The sequence below is a fragment of the Yersinia sp. J1 genome (assembly GCF_050586585.1).
GTDB classification, from domain to species: domain Bacteria; phylum Pseudomonadota; class Gammaproteobacteria; order Enterobacterales; family Enterobacteriaceae; genus Yersinia; species Yersinia entomophaga.
The window spans coordinates 126,552-141,628 of sequence record NZ_JBOBDP010000004.1; the positions used below are offsets into that span (position 1 = coordinate 126,552).

Below are 15,077 nucleotides of genomic sequence, written 5' to 3' on the forward strand. Positions count from 1 at the left end.
ACGGGGCAATTTTTTAAATGAATAAGAGTTCACGCTATGAATAATCCCATTCCCTGGTGGCAAAACGGTGTCATCTATCAGATCTACCCAAAAAGCTTTCAGGATACTACCGGTAACGGTTACGGTGACTTAGCCGGTGTAACTAGCCGTTTGGACTATCTGCAAAAATTGGGCGTCGATGCTATTTGGCTGACGCCGGTCTATCTCTCTCCGCAGGTTGATAACGGTTACGACGTGGCTGATTATTGTGCCATCGATCCGGCTTACGGCACGTTGGAAGACTTTAAAACCTTGGTTGAAGCCGCTCATCAGCGCGGTATTCGTATCGTAATGGATATGGTGTTCAACCATACTTCAACTGAACATGCCTGGTTCCAGGCGGCAAAAGATCCGGCCAGCCCGTACCGTCAATTTTATCTCTGGCGCGACGGTGAAGGGGATCAGCTACCTAATAATTGGCGCTCAAAATTCGGCGGTAATGCCTGGCAGTGGCATGCGGAAAGCGGCCAATATTATTTGCATCTGTTTGCCACCGAGCAGGCGGATTTAAACTGGGAGCACCAGCCGGTACGGGATGAGCTGAAAAAAGTCTGCGAGTTCTGGGCCGATTTAGGCGTCGATGGTCTGCGTTTAGATGTGATCAATTTGGTATCCAAACAGCAGGACTTCCCCAACGATTTTGATGGGGACGGTCGCCGCTTCTATACCGATGGCCCGCGCATTCACGAGTTCCTGCAAGAGATGAGTCGCGATGTCTTCCAGCCTCGCGGTTTAATGACCGTGGGTGAAATGTCGTCCACTCGTTTAGAGCATTGCCAGCGTTATGCGGCGTTAAACGGTGGCGAGCTGTCGATGACTTTCAATTTCCATCATCTGAAAGTGGATTATCTGAACGGTGAAAAATGGTCGCTGGCCGAGCCGGATCTGGTTGAACTAAAAAGTATTTTCTCCACTTGGCAGCAGGGTATGCATAACCAGGCGTGGAACGCGCTGTTCTGGTGTAACCACGATCAGCCGCGCATTGTTTCCCGGTTTGGTGATGAAGGACCGCTGCGCGTCCCTGCCGCCAAGATGTTGGGAATGGTATTGCACGGTATGCAGGGGACTCCCTATATTTATCAAGGGGAAGAGATAGGCATGACTAACCCTGGCTTCACTTCGATTGAGCAGTATCGCGATGTTGAAAGCCTGAATATGTTTGCTGAACTGAGTGAGTCCGGGCGTCAGGCCGATGAGTTATTGGCGATTTTAGCCACTAAGTCACGAGATAATGGCCGCACGCCAATGCAGTGGGATAACAGTGCTAACGCCGGTTTTAGCCAGGCTACGCCGTGGATCTCGCCGTGCAACAACTATCCAGAAGTTAACGTTAGCGCAGCGCTGGCGGATGAAAACTCAGTGTTTTACGCCTATCAGCGCCTGATTGCCTTGCGCAAACAGCAGGATATTTTCACCTACGGTGATTATCAGGATCTTTGCCCAGAACATCATAGCCTGTGGTGTTATTTACGCAGTTGGCAGGATAAACGTTTGCTGGTGGTAGCGAATCTTAGCAATAAGCCGATGGGATGGCAGCCAGAAAATCTGGAGTTAGGCAGTTGGTCATTGCTGATGAGCAGTTACGACGATGCCCCAGTTCATCCAGAGGCGATGGAACTTCGACCTTATGAGGGTATTTACTGGATTAAAAAGTAACGCCCCGGTTTGGATTATAGCGCTACTTTTTCCATAAACTACTTTATTCATAAACTGTTTTATTTATGCAATGTATTGATTTATATAGACATTATAACTATGGCCGCAATTAAGGGCAGGATGCTCTCTTTATGAAGGAATTAGCAAATCAGGGAGGATGAACAGACAGGGATGTTATGACGGGAGTGTCTGATGTGACGCTAAGCTATCACGGCTGACGTGAGTCAGCCGTGATCGGCACGCCGTCGGGATTAGCGACGAACGGCGATAGCTTCGATCTCGATTTTTACGTCTTTTGGCAAGCGAGCGACTTCAACGCAAGAACGTGCTGGGAATGGCGCGTTATGTTCAGCAAAGAAGGCTTCATAAGTCGCGTTGACCGTGCTGAAATCGTTTAAGTCTTTCACGAATACCGTAGTTTTGACGATATCTGCAACTTTCAGGCCTGCTGCTTCGACAATGGCTTTCACGTTTTCGAGGGATTGACGTGCCTGAGCTGAAACGTCTTCGGCAACTGCGCCGGTTTTTGGGTCAACCGGGATTTGGCCGGAAGTGATGATCATGCTGCCCAGATCGACACCTTGAACATAAGGACCAATCGCTGCGGGGGCAAGCTCAGTGCTGATAATACGTGACATGTTGACTCCTGGTTTACGTAAAGCGGAAAGGGATACTCTGTAATCACCGCTATTATAGGGCGGAGGGGAATTACGGCAACCTAAGGAAATAAAATGATTGCGGTAGTTCACAGTGTCCGCCGCTGAGTAAGTCGCGGCGGAGACAGCGAGTCTTCCCGGATTAATCGGCCTGCATCACCACCTGATGGTCGAACTCTTTCTCACAGTATTTGCACTTCAGCAACACTTCATCTCGCAGAGCTTTTACCTGGAAACTGGAATCGACCGGTTCGTTACGGCTAATGCAGTTACCGTTCGGGCAGGTCAGCACGCCGTCAATACGATCTGGCAGGCTAAGGGTCAGCTTCTTCACCACATTGTAATTATCGATGCGGTTAACCGTGGCGTGTGGCGCATACATTGCCAGTTGGTTTGCCTGTTGCTCGGTCAGGAAAGTGTTCTCGATCTTGATCAGATCTTTGCGGCCGAGTTGATTGGACGGCAGGTTCAGGCCAATGGTAATACGCTGATCGGTCGCGGTCAGTTTGAACAGAGACAGTAGCTTAAAGCCGATTTGTGCTGGAATATGGTCAATGACCGTGCCACATTTGATCGCTTCTACCTGTAGTTTGTAATCCTGAGTCATACCTTTCCCCTTAAAGAGCCAATTCAGCGTTTAAAACCAGAGCCAACAGCGCCTGACGCGCAAAAATTCCGTTACCGGCCTGCTGGAAATAGTAGGCATACGGCGTTTTATCTACATCGGTAGTGATTTCATCAATACGCGGCAGCGGGTGGAGAACTTTCAGATGATCGCGCGCGTCGGCCAGATCGGCCGCCCGCAGCACAAACTGCGCCTTCACGTTGGCATATTCGGATGGGTCCAGACGCTCTTTTTGCACCCGGGTCATATACAGAATATCCAGTTCTGGAACCACTTCTTCGATGCTGGCATGCAGGCTGTATTGAATGCCTTTTTCTTCCAGCATTTTCAAAATGTAAGTGGGCATCGCCAACGCATCTGGGGCGATAAAGAAGAAGCGGTTACCGTTAAATTTCGCCAGCGCCTGCGTTAGTGAATGCACGGTGCGGCCATATTTCAGATCGCCGACCATCGCGATATTAATATTATCCAGACGCCCCTGAGTTTCCTGAATGGTAAACAGATCCAGCAGGGTTTGGGTTGGGTGCTGGTTAGCACCATCACCGGCGTTCAGTACCGGTACATTGCCGGAGAATTCTGCGCCCAAACGTGCGGCACCTTCCTGAGGATGGCGCATCACAATGGCATCAACGTAGGTGCTGATAACGGAGAGGGTATCTGCCAGCGTTTCCCCTTTCTTGCCTAACGAAGTATTGCTGCTATCGGAAAAACCCACGACGGAGGCACCCAGGCGGTGGATGGCGGTTTCAAAGGACAGACGAGTGCGCGTGGAGGCTTCGAAGAAACAGCTGGCGATCACTTTATGCTTTAACAATTCAGGCTGCGGATGGCTTTTCAGGCTGGCGGCGGTGCGAAGTACCAGTTCCAGTTCTTCGCGGCTGAGATCGTTAATTGAAATAATGTGTTTTTGATACAACGGATTGGCCATGTTTCGCTCTCCTCTGTGCTAGCCCGTGGCATGGGGCTGCCCCTGGTGTGTCTTTAGCGTGAATGTAAAATCAGAGTAAATATAAAATCAGCGTGAATATAAAATCGTGAATCTATTTGCCTGGCATTCGACATCGCCGTCCGTTTGGCGGGCAAAAAAAAGCCCCTCAACGAGGGGCCTGATAAGATCGGTTTGGCAACGGCAGAAACCACGGCAGCTGACCGCCAATTGGCAGACGATTTTGTCGATTTTCAATCTGATGATATTCAACAAAACGCTCGCTGTTTTTCATGGATTCTCCCGGCAAATTGTGGCGAATTATACTCGTGCCTGCGTTCTCTGCAAGGGGTAAACCGTGCATTTTTTGCAATTAGCAAACGATTACCCAGCGGGTTTTATTACGCAGCGGTTTTGCGACGGCGGTTAAGCGGGAGGAAGAGAGTGACCAGGGCCGAGGATAAATTAATCAGGGCGAAGATATCTCGAAGAGTAAAAAACATTCAGAAGTGAGTAAAATCAGGCGGTGAAACCGAAGGCTCCAGCCGATGACGCCAGCAAAGAGCCAAATACTCTTTTAACCAAAGGCTGATATCGCGCATAAATAGCCGATATCAATCTTCATCGAAGCCGGAATTAAACAGTTCGATCACTGCGGCCAACGCAGACACTTCGTCTGGCCCGGTGGCTTCCACCTCAATCTGGCGGCCTTTGGCAGAATCCAGCATCAGCAGCGCAATCACGCTGCTGGCTTCGGCTTCTGTCCCGCTGTCATTGCGTAGCATGACCTCTGCGTCAAAACTTTGCACCAGTTCGAACAATTTCATCGCCGGTCTGGCGTGCATGCCCAGCTTGTTTTTGATCTCAACGGTCTGTTTGACGGTCATTATTTACGTTTTTCCAGCGTACGATGACGAGACTGAACGTTTTTGCCACGGGAGCGGAAATAGTCGGCAAGCTGTTCAGCAACATAAACTGAACGGTGTTTACCACCGGTGCAGCCAATAGCGACCGTTAGATAGCTGCGGTTATTGGTTTCCAGCATCGGCAGCCACTGCTCGAGATAGCTGCGGGTTTGATAGATAAAATTGTGCACTTCCGTATGGCGATCGAGGAAGGCGGCAACGGGGCGATCCAAACCGGTCATCGGGCGCAGTTTTGGATCCCAGTGCGGGTTAGGCAGGAAACGAACGTCGAAAACATAGTCTGCATCAATAGGTAAGCCGTGTTTGAAGCCGAATGACTCAAATACTATCGTCAATTCACGCTCACGTTTCCCGAGTAGGCGAGTACGTAGCATTTCGGCCAGTTCATGCACCGACATTTCCGAGGTATCGATAATCAGATCGGCGCGCGAGCGCAGTGGCTCCAGCAGGGCGCTTTCTTCATCGATAGCGCTTTCCAACGACAGATTCTTATTGGAGAGAGGATGCAGGCGGCGAGTATCGCTGTAGCGGCGAATCAAGGTATTGCGATCGGCATCCAAAAACAGCAGCTGCGGTGAGAAAGTGTCCGGCAACTGAGCCATGGCATGTTCGAATACCTCCGGAGATTCCGGCATATTGCGGACATCAATACTTACCGCAGCGGAGATGTTCAGGTCAGCGAGCGTTTGCGCCAGCTGTGGCAATAGCACAACGGGCAAGTTGTCGACGCAATAAAAGCCCATATCTTCAAGGGCACGTAAGGCAACAGACTTCCCTGAACCGGAACGGCCGCTGACAATCATCAGCACCATGTGGCAACTCCCCTAGGTATCTCAATGGCGTTATGCGCCACAATTAGAAACTTTTATTCCGGCTTACAGGCCGGAATCCATCACTGGTAAAATAAGAGCGTTACGGCAGAAAAGCTAGCTTTATCATTGAGTTTCAGCCGGAACTTCTGTAATGATTTGATACAGCTCATCATCACTTTGTGCCGCTCGTAAACGTCGACACACTGTTTTATCTGCTAATCGTTTAGCGACTAAAGATAAAGTATGTAGGTGGGTTTTACATTGATCGGCTGGAACCAGCAAGGCAAATAACAGGTCAACCGGCTGATTATCAATAGCATCAAAAGCGATAGGTTGATCCAGACGAATGAAAACGCCGACGGCACGCAGCGTGTCTTCCTCTAACTTGCCGTGAGGAATGGCGATGCCATTACCAATACCGGTACTGCCCATACGTTCGCGGGTTAGCACAGCGTCGAAAACGACCTGTGACGGCAAGTTAAGCTGCTTGGCAGCAAGCTCGCTGATGATTTCCAGTGCCCGTTTTTTACTCGAGCAGTGAACGGAGCTTTTGGTGCACTCGATATTTAATACCGAGTCTAATTGCATGGCTAAATCGTTGGTCATCTCATCTTTCACTTAAGCGCTGTTTCACTCCTGATGTCGGCGGCTGGTCAATCCATGTCGCCGACTCAGGTAATGTAGCGCGACTGGCTACAGTGAGTGAAGAACCTTTCCCTTTAGACTATATATCCGTTATTTTTCAAACTACTTGGTGTTGGCTGCTATCATTCACCCAATCACTTAGTGATGTAAGTTTATGAGTTTCTTTGGTTTGCGGCCTTCCTGTATCCTGAAATCTGTATGGCATATAAGTCTGGCGGTCATCATGTTCTTAATGTTGCTTTAATTTATCTTTATGTTTGTTTAATTGACGGGCTAATTTATCGATCAGACCGTCAATGGCCGCATACATATCCTGGTGTTCCGAGGTTGCATGCAACTCTCCTCCATTCACATGGACTGTCGCTTCCGCTATTTGTTGCACTTTCTCCAAGCTTAAAACCACATAGACCTGATTAATACGATCGAAGTATTGCTCAAGTTTGGCAAATTTCGTGGTAACAAATTCGCGTAAAGGTTCGGTTATCTCGACGTGATGTCCGGTAATGTTGAGCTGCATAGTGTCTTCCTTCTCTGTTCGGGTCAAACCAACTGTTTACGTTGATTGGACGGCGGGATGGATAACGACTCTCGGTATTTCGCAACGGTTCGCCGCGCCACCATAATGCCTTGCTCGCAAAGCAGGGTGGTTAGCTTGCTGTCGCTCAGTGGTTTGGCAGGGTTTTCTGCCGCCACCAACTTCTTCACCAATGCCCGGATCGCCGTAGAAGAGGCTTCGCCTCCGCTTTCGGTATTCACATGGCTGGAGAAAAAATACTTTAGCTCGAAAATACCCCGTGGGCTGTGCAGGAACTTCTGCGTAGTCACGCGGGAAATCGTCGATTCATGCATATCCACGGCCTGCGCGATATCCGCCAGTACCATGGGTTTCATATGTTCTTCACCGTTTTCAAAGAACTCAATCTGCTGTTCGACAATACAACGCGCTACTTTAAGCAGCGTTTCGTTGCGGCTTTCCAGGCTTTTAATCAGCCATTTTGCCTCTTGCAGATTACTGCGAATAAACTGACCGTCGCTGTCATTACGCGCGCTGCCACCCATGGCGGCATACTGCTGATTGATTTTCAGGCGCGGAATGCTGTCCGCGTTCAGTTCTACCGTCCAACCGCTGCGTTCTTTGCGTACGAGAACGTCAGGAATCACATACTCGGACTCACCGGTATTGATCGACTGGCCGGGGCGCGGATCCAAAGACTGAATCAGCGCGATCGCTTCTTTAAGTGTATCTTCTTTTAAGCGACTTAAGCGGATCATCGTGCGGAAATCATGGTTACCTAACAAATCCAGATAATCGCTGACGATCAACTTGGCTTCGTTCAGATAAGGCGTCTCTTTTGCATACTGAGAGAGCTGAACCAACAGACATTCCCGTAGATTGCGCGCCGCTACGCCAATAGGATCAAAATGCTGGATGCGCTTTAGCACCGCTTCCACTTCTTCTAGCGTCAGGCTTTCATCACCCATGCTTTCCAGAATATCTTCCAGCGGCACGGTGAGATAGCCAGTGTTATCCACCGCATCGACGATGGAGGTCGCGATGGCGCTATCGGTATCGGAAAACGGCGTCAGTTCCACCTGCCACATCAGGTAATCTTGCAGAGACTGGGTCGTTTCACCCTGATAAACCGGCAGTTCATCGTCGCTGTAATCATTACCCATACCTGAAGGCGTACCGGCGGTATAAATTTCATCCCAAGTCGCGTCTAACGGCAGTTCTTCCGGCATATCCTTTTGTTCAAGGGCTTCGCGGGTATCCAGATCGTCCCGCTCCTCAACCTCTTTGGCGTCGACTTCTTCGTGGACATCCGTTTGCTCAAGCAGCGGGTTGCTTTCCAGCGCCAACTGAATCTCCTGCTGAAGCTCAAGCGTAGAGAGCTGCAACAAACGGATAGCCTGTTGGAGTTGGGGGGTCATGGCCAGCTGTTGGCTGAACCTGAGTTGCAAACCTTGCTTCATAGGATTACGGCGATTTCCCTTAGTGAATCACGAACCAAAAAAACAAACATCAAAGGCGGAATTCTTCGCCTAAATAGACGCGCTTAACCTGCTCATCCGCCAGAATTTCTTGCGGCGTGCCGTGGGCGATTAAGTGCCCCTGGCTGACGATATAGGCTCGTTCACAAACGTCCAGCGTTTCCCGCACGTTATGGTCGGTAATCAGTACGCCAAGGCCACTGTCACGCAGATGCTCGATAATCTTCTTGATATCAATCACGGAAATAGGATCGACGCCGGCAAAAGGCTCATCCAGCAGGATGAATTTTGGATTAGCTGCCAGCGCGCGGGCGATTTCCACACGGCGACGTTCACCACCGGAAAGAGATTGCCCTAGGCTGTCGCGCAGATGGGTGATATGAAATTCTTCCATCAGCTCTTCAGCACGCTCTTTACGTTGTTCGCCGGACAAGTCGTTGCGAATTTCCAGCACGGCCATCAGGTTGTTATAGACGCTCAGGCGGCGGAAGATAGAGGCCTCCTGCGGCAGATAGCCAATCCCGCGACGAGCGCGTTCATGCAACGGCAGCAGACTGATATCTTCTTCATCAATCACGATACGCCCGGCGTCCCGTTGAACGATACCGACAACCATATAGAAAGTGGTGGTTTTACCGGCACCGTTTGGGCCCAGCAGGCCAACGATCTCACCGGAATTCACTTTCAGGCTAACGTCTTCGACCACTTTACGGCCTTTGTAAGCCTTAGCCAGCTTTTCTGCGATTAATGTTGCCATAAGTTTTTACTTACTCTTCTTTTGGCCGTTAGCGTTTGGGCCTTTGTCTTGTAACTGGGATGGTAATAGCACGGTGGTGACTCGCTTGCCTTTATCACTGAAGGCTTCCATTTGCTGCTCTTTCACCAGGTAGGTGATTTTGTCACCTTTGATATTGCTATCCAGCTGTTCCAGATAGGCATTACCGGTCAAAATAACGAATTCTTTGGCCACTTCATAACGCAGTTTCTGGCCGTGGCCTTTTACCGGTTTCCCGTTGTCCTGCATTTGATAGAAAGTCACCGGATTACCAAAACCTTCGATCACCGTTTTACTTTGATCGCCGCCGGGACGAGTAATAACCATTTTATCGGCTTTAATTTCGATACTACCTTGCTTCACGATCACATTGTCCGTGAAAGTGGCGGTATTACCGGTCATGTCCAGAGCTTGTTTATCCGACGTAATATTAATTGGCTGATCGGTATCGCCGGTTAATGCCAGAGCCGGAACGCTTGCGACCAAAAGCGAGCTGGCAATCAGGAGGTGACGCATTTTATTTTTGGATTTCATAATAGGTTTTAACCTTTTCAATCAGCTCGGCGGTTTTGTTCCGCAAATTCCCACGCATTTTCATGCCGTTAGATGTAAACCCAATGCCATAAAGGGTAACTTCATCGTCTGAGGATACATCCTGAGTGATCAAATTAACCTGCGCATTATCGGTTTTGATTTTCTGCAATTGCGAAGTGGTGGTTAAACTGTCCACGACCACATTACCGTATAAATACAGCATTCTGTCATCGGTCAGTTTGGCGCGATCGGCGCGGACTGACCAAGTCGCTACGGCATTTTCATCAAACATGGTCATGACCGGTTTGGTAAACCAGGTCACCTCTTTGGTGGTGTAATTTTTAACATCTTCCGCCACCAGTTTGTAATTGAGTTTACCGACCGGATTATAAACTACCGTCACCGTATGCTGACTTTGGTAGGTCGGTTCATTATCGTCGACTGGAATATTCTGATCTTTCTGATTAAATCCGGAAAAGTTCCAGCCAATCAGCGACAGCGTAATCAACGCCAGTATTAGCGTGATCCAAAATTTTGTTTTACTCATATCGACAACCCTTCGGCACCTTCCAGCTTATCCTGCGCGAGCAGTATTAAATCGCATAATTCACGCACTGCACCGCGCCCGCCGTTTATCCGCGTAACATAATGTGCTTTAGGTAGCAGCAGAGGGTGGGCATCTGCCACCGCTACGGATAAACCAACCTGTGCCATCACCGGCCAGTCAATCAGGTCGTCACCGATGTACGCGACTTCCTCAGGCTGACAGGAGAGTGTATCTAACAGTTCACCATAGGCCAAAAGCTTATTGGGTTGCCCTTGGTAAAGATGAGTAATCCCCAAGGTTTTAGCTCGGTCTTCCAGTAACTTTGCTGAACGGCCGGTGATAATGGCCACTTCAATCCCAGAGGTGAGCAGGCAGCGGATGCCATAACCATCGCGGACATTAAAGCTTTTCAGCTCTTCGCCATCGTTGCCCATAAAAATCAGGCCGTCGGACATCACGCCGTCCACGTCGCAAATCAGCAGCCGGATTTTGGCCGCTCTTTGCATTACATCTGCGGTTACCGGCCCGTAGCAAGTGTCCGCATACTCAGTGTTACTCATTCCATATCCTTTATACGACGCCTGCTCTCAGCATGTCATGCATATGAACCACGCCCAATAATTGGTCACCGTCAGCCACTAATAGCGCGGTGATATGACGTGATTCCATCAGATTTAGCGCATCAACCGCCAGAATATTCGGGCGTACCCGAACGCCGCCGCGGGTCATTACATCGGCAATTTTGGCGTTATTCAGGTCGATACCCATATCAAATACGCGGCGTAAGTCGCCGTCGGTAAAGATACCCTCGATCTTCATCAAGTCGTTACAGATAACGGTTAAACCAAGATTCTTCCGAGTGATCTCTAATAATGCATCACGCAGCGAAGCATCGGGACTGACGTGGGGAATATCATCGCCAGTGTGCATGATATCGCTGATGCGCAAGAGTAGTTTACGCCCCAGTGCGCCGCCGGGATGGGACAGCGCGAAGTCTTCCTGAGTAAAGCCACGGGCTTTCAGCAGCGCGACGGCTAATGCATCGCCCATCACCAAGGTCGCGGTAGTGCTGGTGGTTGGCGCCAGACCCAGTGGGCAGGCTTCCTGCGGCACTTTGATGCATAAATGAATATCTGCGGCCTTGCCCATGGTGCTGTTTGGATTGTTCGTCATACAGATCAATGGAATGCGTTGACGTTTCAACACCGGAATCAATGCCAGAATCTCGTTGGATTCGCCGGAATTAGAAATGGCCAGCACGATATCCTGCGGTGTTACCATTCCCAAATCGCCGTGGCTAGCTTCCCCCGGATGTACAAAGAAGGCCGGTGAACCGGTACTGGCGAAGGTGGCCGCAATTTTGCAACCGATGTGGCCAGATTTCCCCATGCCCATCACGACGATCTTGCCCTGACAATGGAACATTTTCTCGCAGGCGCGAGCGAAATCTTCATTAATATATTGATCAAGTTCGGCCAGGCCATCACGTTCGATCTGTAATACCTGTTTACCGGCCTGTTGAAAATCTACATCCGGATGCAAAGCAACGTTCGACATACTCAGTTCCCGCTCGTTTTATAATACTGCGCTGAAAGGGGCGAAAAATAGCACCGCAAGGTACGCGATAAAGCCACATAATAACAGAGCGCCGGCCAGATGACCGATTCGTTGTTTTCGCCCAAGGCAAAGTAGGGTAAATATGACGCTTACAACCAGCATTACCCAGTAATCTCGCTGGAAAGCTTCCGGATTAATTGCACCCGGAGACAATAACGCCGGTACGCCCAATACGATCACGATATTAAAAATATTGGAGCCGATGATATTACCGATGGCCATATCATCCTCGCCTTTTAGTGCGCCGGCTATAGAAGTCGCCAATTCTGGCAGGCTGGTGCCGATGGCAATCACTGTTAAACCAATGACTAACTCACTCAGCCCAAAGAAGCGGGCAATCACCGTGGCATTATCAACCACAATTTTGGCGGAAAGCGGTAATATAATAAACGCCAGCACCAGCCACAGACAGGCCACGGTATTACTGCTGTCCTGAGGCAATTCTGATAATTGCTCGCGGGTAAGAATATCGTTACCTTCATTGTGCGCCAGACGGGCAATCTTCAACATCAGGGTGATAAAAGCGGCGGCGGCAGTCAGTAAAATAACCCCATCCCATTGGCTAAGATAATTGTTAGATAGCACAAAGCCGCACAGAACAGTGACCACCAACATTAACGGGAGTTCTCGTTGCAGAATTTCTGATCTTACCGTCAGCGGGCGAATAAACGCGGCTCCGCCAATAATCAGCAGCAAATTGGTAATGTTTGAGCCGATAACGTTACCCACGGCCATATCGGTTTGGTTATTGAGTGCGGCGGTAACTGAAACAATCAATTCAGGTAGAGAGGTGCCGATGCCGACAATGGTCATACCGATAATTAACGGTGGAACACCTAACGAGCGGGACAAAACGGCGGCGCCGTACACCAGGCGATCCGCGCCGTACACCAATAAAACCAAGCCAACGATTAATAATGCTATCGCAAGAAACATGCAGAGTCCTTATTGGGTATAATCCCCGGTCCGTTGGCGAAAGGGCATTTGTTTGAGCTTTCGCTCTCATTCTCTTAATGCACTAATTTTGACTGTGGGCGTCGGAAAAGTAAAACTTATGGCCACTTTGGCTACGAAAAAGCGCAAATAAGTTGTAAGAATGCTACGCGTTACACCTATTGACTCCATTTACTGTAGCATTGGCGGTTAAATAGGTAATAAACGGCCTGAAGGGATAAATAAGCATGAATCAGCCGGTGTCTAATCTGATTGAGATCCGTAGGATGAGTTTTACCCGCGGAGAGCGCCCTATTTTTACAGATATCAACATGACCGTACCTAAGGGCAAAGTCACCGCTATTATGGGGCCGTCGGGTATAGGAAAAACCACGCTGCTGCGTTTGATTGGCGGGCAGCTAACTCCGGACGCCGGTGAAATCTGGTTTGATGGCGATAATATTCCATCACTTTCCAGACATCGCCTGTATGACGTGCGTAAAAAAATGAGCATGTTGTTCCAGTCTGGAGCTTTGTTTACCGATTTGACGGTGTTTGAAAACGTGGCTTTTCCGCTGCGCGAACATGGTCATCTACCGGAAGAACTGCTACACAGCACGGTGATGATGAAGCTGGAAGCCGTGGGGCTGCGCGGTGCGGCAAATCTTATGCCGGCCGAGCTTTCGGGCGGTATGGCTCGTCGTGCGGCGCTGGCGCGGGCTATTGCATTGGATCCTGAACTCATCATGTTTGATGAGCCTTTTGTCGGGCAGGACCCAATCACTATGGGGGTATTGGTTAAGCTGATTGATGAGCTGAATCATGCGTTGGGCGTAACCTGCGTCGTGGTTTCTCACGATGTGCCAGAAGTGCTTAGCATCGCGGATTATGCCTATATCGTTGCCGATCAGCATGTTATTGCTGAAGGAACGCCGAAGCAGTTACAAACCAATAGCGATCCTCGGGTGCGTCAATTCCTGGATGGCATCGCTGACGGGCCGGTACCATTCCGTTTCCCGGCGGGCGATTATAAAACCGAGCTATTAGGCTGATGGAGTGTTCATGTTAGTACAGACGTTAGCGTCCGTAGGCCGCAAAGGTATTAATATTTGCGCTACGTTCGGGCGAGCGGGATTGATGTTGTTCAACGCCATAATTGGTTGCCCGCAACCGCGCAAGCAGTTACCGCTACTGGTAAAGCAGCTTTATAGCGTGGGGGTACAATCCCTGCTGATTATTGTCGTTTCTGGCCTCTTTATCGGCATGGTGCTGGGCTTGCAAGGCTATCTGATTCTGACCACCTATAGCGCAGAAGCCAGTCTGGGCATGATGGTCTCACTGTCCTTGCTACGTGAGCTAGGACCGGTGGTGACGGCGTTATTGTTCGCCGGGCGAGCCGGTTCTGCGCTGACCGCAGAAATCGGCCTGATGAAAGCCACCGAGCAAATCTCCAGTCTGGAAATGATGGCTATCGATCCATTGCGCCGGGTTGTTGCGCCCCGCTTTTGGGCCGGTTTAATCAGTATGCCTCTGCTGACGGCAATTTTTGTCGCAGTCGGTATCTGGGGTGGCTCCGTGGTTGGCGTGGACTGGAAAGGTATCGATAGCGGCTTCTTCTGGTCAGCCATGCAGGGCGCGGTTGATTGGCGTACAGATTTACTGAATTGCCTGATCAAGAGTCTGGTATTTGCCATTACCGTGACCTGGATTGCGCTGTTCAATGGGTATGATGCAATCCCAACATCAGAAGGGATTAGCCGGGCAACGACCCGTACCGTGGTGCATTCATCACTGGCGGTACTGGGATTAGATTTTGTGCTGACAGCACTGATGTTTGGGAATTGAGTCGATGCAAACGAAGAAAACTGAAGTCTGGGTGGGCCTATTTATCGTGATTGCCTTAGCGGCAATCATCTTTTTATGCCTGAAAGTGGCGGATATTAAATCTGTTGGCAATCAGCCTACTTACCGGATATATGCCACTTTTGATAATATTGGCGGCCTGAAAGCCAGTTCACCGGTTAAAATTGGTGGTGTAGTGGTAGGACGGGTGGCCGATATTACTCTTGATACCAAAAATTACAGTCCGCGAGTTGCGATTGATATAGAGGATCAATATAACCGAATTCCTGATACCAGCTCTTTAGCGATTCGTACCTCAGGTTTATTGGGCGAACAATATCTGGCGTTAAACGTGGGTTTTGAAGATCCGGAAATGGGCACCAGTATTTTGAAAGAGGGTGGCACCATTCAGGACACCAAATCTGCATTGGTTCTGGAAGATTTAATCGGCCAGTTCCTGTACAAAAGCGGCGGTAATAATCAGGAAACACCTGAAACTGCACCGGCAGGGGGTTCTACTCCTCCCGCGGCTCAAATTCATTAAGAGGGCATT

Annotated in this window: 19 protein-coding genes; 4 read left to right on the top strand and 15 right to left on the bottom strand. The window is 49.7% G+C overall.

Annotation, left to right across the window (positions count from 1 at the left end; translation table 11 throughout):
* The first annotated feature begins 36 nt into the window (after window positions 1-36).
* Entirely contained in the window at window positions 37-1,695 is a 1,659-nt protein-coding gene (gene treC / locus ACQ4OC_RS09030) for an alpha,alpha-phosphotrehalase (RefSeq protein ID WP_430971111.1), read from the top strand.
* A 251-nt stretch (window positions 1,696-1,946) separates the two neighbouring features.
* Here the strand turns inward: treC and ridA are convergent, their stop codons facing one another.
* From ridA to ACQ4OC_RS09105, 15 genes are all read right to left on the bottom strand, one after another.
* Window positions 1,947-2,333, bottom strand: coding sequence for a 2-iminobutanoate/2-iminopropanoate deaminase (gene ridA / locus ACQ4OC_RS09035; protein WP_064515374.1), 387 nt, complete (start codon window positions 2,331-2,333; stop codon window positions 1,947-1,949).
* Between the two features lie 160 nt (window positions 2,334-2,493).
* Window positions 2,494-2,958, bottom strand: coding sequence for an aspartate carbamoyltransferase regulatory subunit (gene pyrI / locus ACQ4OC_RS09040; RefSeq protein WP_049597915.1), 465 nt, complete (start codon window positions 2,956-2,958; stop codon window positions 2,494-2,496).
* A gap of 10 nt (window positions 2,959-2,968) precedes the next feature.
* Complete coding sequence (gene pyrB / locus ACQ4OC_RS09045; RefSeq protein WP_064515372.1) at window positions 2,969-3,904, bottom strand: aspartate carbamoyltransferase; 936 nt, start codon at window positions 3,902-3,904, stop codon at window positions 2,969-2,971.
* Between the two features lie 166 nt (window positions 3,905-4,070).
* Window positions 4,071-4,196 carry a hypothetical protein gene (locus ACQ4OC_RS09050; RefSeq protein ID WP_268806850.1) on the bottom strand — a complete coding sequence of 42 codons (126 nt, stop codon included), beginning with the start codon at window positions 4,194-4,196 and terminating at the stop codon, window positions 4,071-4,073.
* A gap of 319 nt (window positions 4,197-4,515) precedes the next feature.
* The gene (gene npr, locus ACQ4OC_RS09055; RefSeq protein WP_064515370.1) at window positions 4,516-4,788 is read right to left on the bottom strand and encodes a PTS phosphocarrier protein NPr; all 273 of its coding nucleotides are present in this window, start codon (window positions 4,786-4,788) and stop codon (window positions 4,516-4,518) included.
* A complete protein-coding gene (gene rapZ, locus ACQ4OC_RS09060) occupies window positions 4,788-5,639 on the bottom strand; it encodes an RNase adapter RapZ (protein ID WP_064515368.1) in 852 nt (283 codons plus the stop codon). The genes npr and rapZ overlap by 1 nt, the downstream gene beginning before the upstream one ends.
* 123 nt (window positions 5,640-5,762) lie before the next feature.
* Window positions 5,763-6,245 (bottom strand): PTS IIA-like nitrogen regulatory protein PtsN, encoded by a 483-nt coding sequence (ptsN, locus tag ACQ4OC_RS09065; RefSeq protein ID WP_049597907.1) that lies wholly within the window; start codon window positions 6,243-6,245, stop codon window positions 5,763-5,765.
* 268 nt (window positions 6,246-6,513) lie between these two features.
* The gene (gene hpf / locus ACQ4OC_RS09070; RefSeq protein WP_004722398.1) at window positions 6,514-6,801 is read right to left on the bottom strand and encodes a ribosome hibernation promoting factor; all 288 of its coding nucleotides are present in this window, start codon (window positions 6,799-6,801) and stop codon (window positions 6,514-6,516) included.
* A 23-nt stretch (window positions 6,802-6,824) separates the two neighbouring features.
* Window positions 6,825-8,258: an RNA polymerase factor sigma-54 gene (gene rpoN, locus ACQ4OC_RS09075; RefSeq protein ID WP_064515366.1), complete on the bottom strand. Its 1,434-nt coding sequence runs from the start codon at window positions 8,256-8,258 to the stop codon at window positions 6,825-6,827.
* Between the two features lie 49 nt (window positions 8,259-8,307).
* On the bottom strand, window positions 8,308-9,033 hold the full coding sequence (gene lptB, locus ACQ4OC_RS09080) for an LPS export ABC transporter ATP-binding protein (RefSeq protein WP_064515364.1): 726 nt from the start codon (window positions 9,031-9,033) through the stop codon (window positions 8,308-8,310).
* A gap of 6 nt (window positions 9,034-9,039) precedes the next feature.
* A complete protein-coding gene (lptA, locus tag ACQ4OC_RS09085; protein ID WP_064515362.1) occupies window positions 9,040-9,585 on the bottom strand; it encodes a lipopolysaccharide ABC transporter substrate-binding protein LptA in 546 nt (181 codons plus the stop codon).
* Entirely contained in the window at window positions 9,569-10,132 is a 564-nt protein-coding gene (gene lptC / locus ACQ4OC_RS09090; RefSeq protein ID WP_049597901.1) for an LPS export ABC transporter periplasmic protein LptC, read from the bottom strand. Before lptC ends, lptA begins: the two co-directional genes overlap by 17 nt.
* Window positions 10,129-10,692 (bottom strand): 3-deoxy-manno-octulosonate-8-phosphatase KdsC, encoded by a 564-nt coding sequence (gene kdsC / locus ACQ4OC_RS09095; protein ID WP_064515360.1) that lies wholly within the window; start codon window positions 10,690-10,692, stop codon window positions 10,129-10,131. Before kdsC ends, lptC begins: the two co-directional genes overlap by 4 nt.
* A gap of 10 nt (window positions 10,693-10,702) precedes the next feature.
* On the bottom strand, window positions 10,703-11,689 hold the full coding sequence (kdsD, locus tag ACQ4OC_RS09100; protein WP_064515358.1) for an arabinose-5-phosphate isomerase KdsD: 987 nt from the start codon (window positions 11,687-11,689) through the stop codon (window positions 10,703-10,705).
* Window positions 11,690-11,707: 18 nt separating this feature from the next.
* Window positions 11,708-12,685 carry a calcium/sodium antiporter gene (locus ACQ4OC_RS09105; protein WP_064515356.1) on the bottom strand — a complete coding sequence of 326 codons (978 nt, stop codon included), beginning with the start codon at window positions 12,683-12,685 and terminating at the stop codon, window positions 11,708-11,710.
* Window positions 12,686-12,930: 245 nt separating this feature from the next.
* Between ACQ4OC_RS09105 and mlaF the strand changes: the two genes are divergently transcribed.
* The 3 genes from mlaF to mlaD are packed head-to-tail and all read left to right on the top strand — an operon-like array spanning window position 12,931 to window position 15,068.
* On the top strand, window positions 12,931-13,734 hold the full coding sequence (mlaF, locus tag ACQ4OC_RS09110) for a phospholipid ABC transporter ATP-binding protein MlaF (RefSeq protein ID WP_064515354.1): 804 nt from the start codon (window positions 12,931-12,933) through the stop codon (window positions 13,732-13,734).
* 10 nt (window positions 13,735-13,744) lie between these two features.
* Window positions 13,745-14,527 carry a lipid asymmetry maintenance ABC transporter permease subunit MlaE gene (gene mlaE, locus ACQ4OC_RS09115; protein ID WP_064515352.1) on the top strand — a complete coding sequence of 261 codons (783 nt, stop codon included), beginning with the start codon at window positions 13,745-13,747 and terminating at the stop codon, window positions 14,525-14,527.
* A gap of 4 nt (window positions 14,528-14,531) precedes the next feature.
* Window positions 14,532-15,068, top strand: coding sequence for an outer membrane lipid asymmetry maintenance protein MlaD (gene mlaD, locus ACQ4OC_RS09120; protein ID WP_064515350.1), 537 nt, complete (start codon window positions 14,532-14,534; stop codon window positions 15,066-15,068).
* The last annotated feature ends 9 nt before the right edge of the window (window positions 15,069-15,077 follow it).

What these genes read in the sequence shown, in the direction of transcription:
- treC (WP_430971111.1), top strand. Translation starts at nt 37, where the DNA reads ATGAATAATCCCATTCCCTGGTGGCAAAACGGTGTCATCTATCAGATC.
- ridA (WP_064515374.1), bottom strand. Translation starts at nt 2,333, where the DNA reads ATGTCACGTATTATCAGCACTGAGCTTGCCCCCGCAGCGATTGGTCCT.
- pyrI (WP_049597915.1), bottom strand. Translation starts at nt 2,958, where the DNA reads ATGACTCAGGATTACAAACTACAGGTAGAAGCGATCAAATGTGGCACG.
- pyrB (WP_064515372.1), bottom strand. Translation starts at nt 3,904, where the DNA reads ATGGCCAATCCGTTGTATCAAAAACACATTATTTCAATTAACGATCTC.
- ACQ4OC_RS09050 (WP_268806850.1), bottom strand. Translation starts at nt 4,196, where the DNA reads ATGAAAAACAGCGAGCGTTTTGTTGAATATCATCAGATTGAAAATCGA.
- npr (WP_064515370.1), bottom strand. Translation starts at nt 4,788, where the DNA reads ATGACCGTCAAACAGACCGTTGAGATCAAAAACAAGCTGGGCATGCAC.
- rapZ (WP_064515368.1), bottom strand. Translation starts at nt 5,639, where the DNA reads ATGGTGCTGATGATTGTCAGCGGCCGTTCCGGTTCAGGGAAGTCTGTT.
- ptsN (WP_049597907.1), bottom strand. Translation starts at nt 6,245, where the DNA reads ATGACCAACGATTTAGCCATGCAATTAGACTCGGTATTAAATATCGAG.
- hpf (WP_004722398.1), bottom strand. Translation starts at nt 6,801, where the DNA reads ATGCAGCTCAACATTACCGGACATCACGTCGAGATAACCGAACCTTTA.
- rpoN (WP_064515366.1), bottom strand. Translation starts at nt 8,258, where the DNA reads ATGAAGCAAGGTTTGCAACTCAGGTTCAGCCAACAGCTGGCCATGACC.
- lptB (WP_064515364.1), bottom strand. Translation starts at nt 9,033, where the DNA reads ATGGCAACATTAATCGCAGAAAAGCTGGCTAAGGCTTACAAAGGCCGT.
- lptA (WP_064515362.1), bottom strand. Translation starts at nt 9,585, where the DNA reads ATGAAATCCAAAAATAAAATGCGTCACCTCCTGATTGCCAGCTCGCTT.
- lptC (WP_049597901.1), bottom strand. Translation starts at nt 10,132, where the DNA reads ATGAGTAAAACAAAATTTTGGATCACGCTAATACTGGCGTTGATTACG.
- kdsC (WP_064515360.1), bottom strand. Translation starts at nt 10,692, where the DNA reads ATGAGTAACACTGAGTATGCGGACACTTGCTACGGGCCGGTAACCGCA.
- kdsD (WP_064515358.1), bottom strand. Translation starts at nt 11,689, where the DNA reads ATGTCGAACGTTGCTTTGCATCCGGATGTAGATTTTCAACAGGCCGGT.
- ACQ4OC_RS09105 (WP_064515356.1), bottom strand. Translation starts at nt 12,685, where the DNA reads ATGTTTCTTGCGATAGCATTATTAATCGTTGGCTTGGTTTTATTGGTG.
- mlaF (WP_064515354.1), top strand. Translation starts at nt 12,931, where the DNA reads ATGAATCAGCCGGTGTCTAATCTGATTGAGATCCGTAGGATGAGTTTT.
- mlaE (WP_064515352.1), top strand. Translation starts at nt 13,745, where the DNA reads ATGTTAGTACAGACGTTAGCGTCCGTAGGCCGCAAAGGTATTAATATT.
- mlaD (WP_064515350.1), top strand. Translation starts at nt 14,532, where the DNA reads ATGCAAACGAAGAAAACTGAAGTCTGGGTGGGCCTATTTATCGTGATT.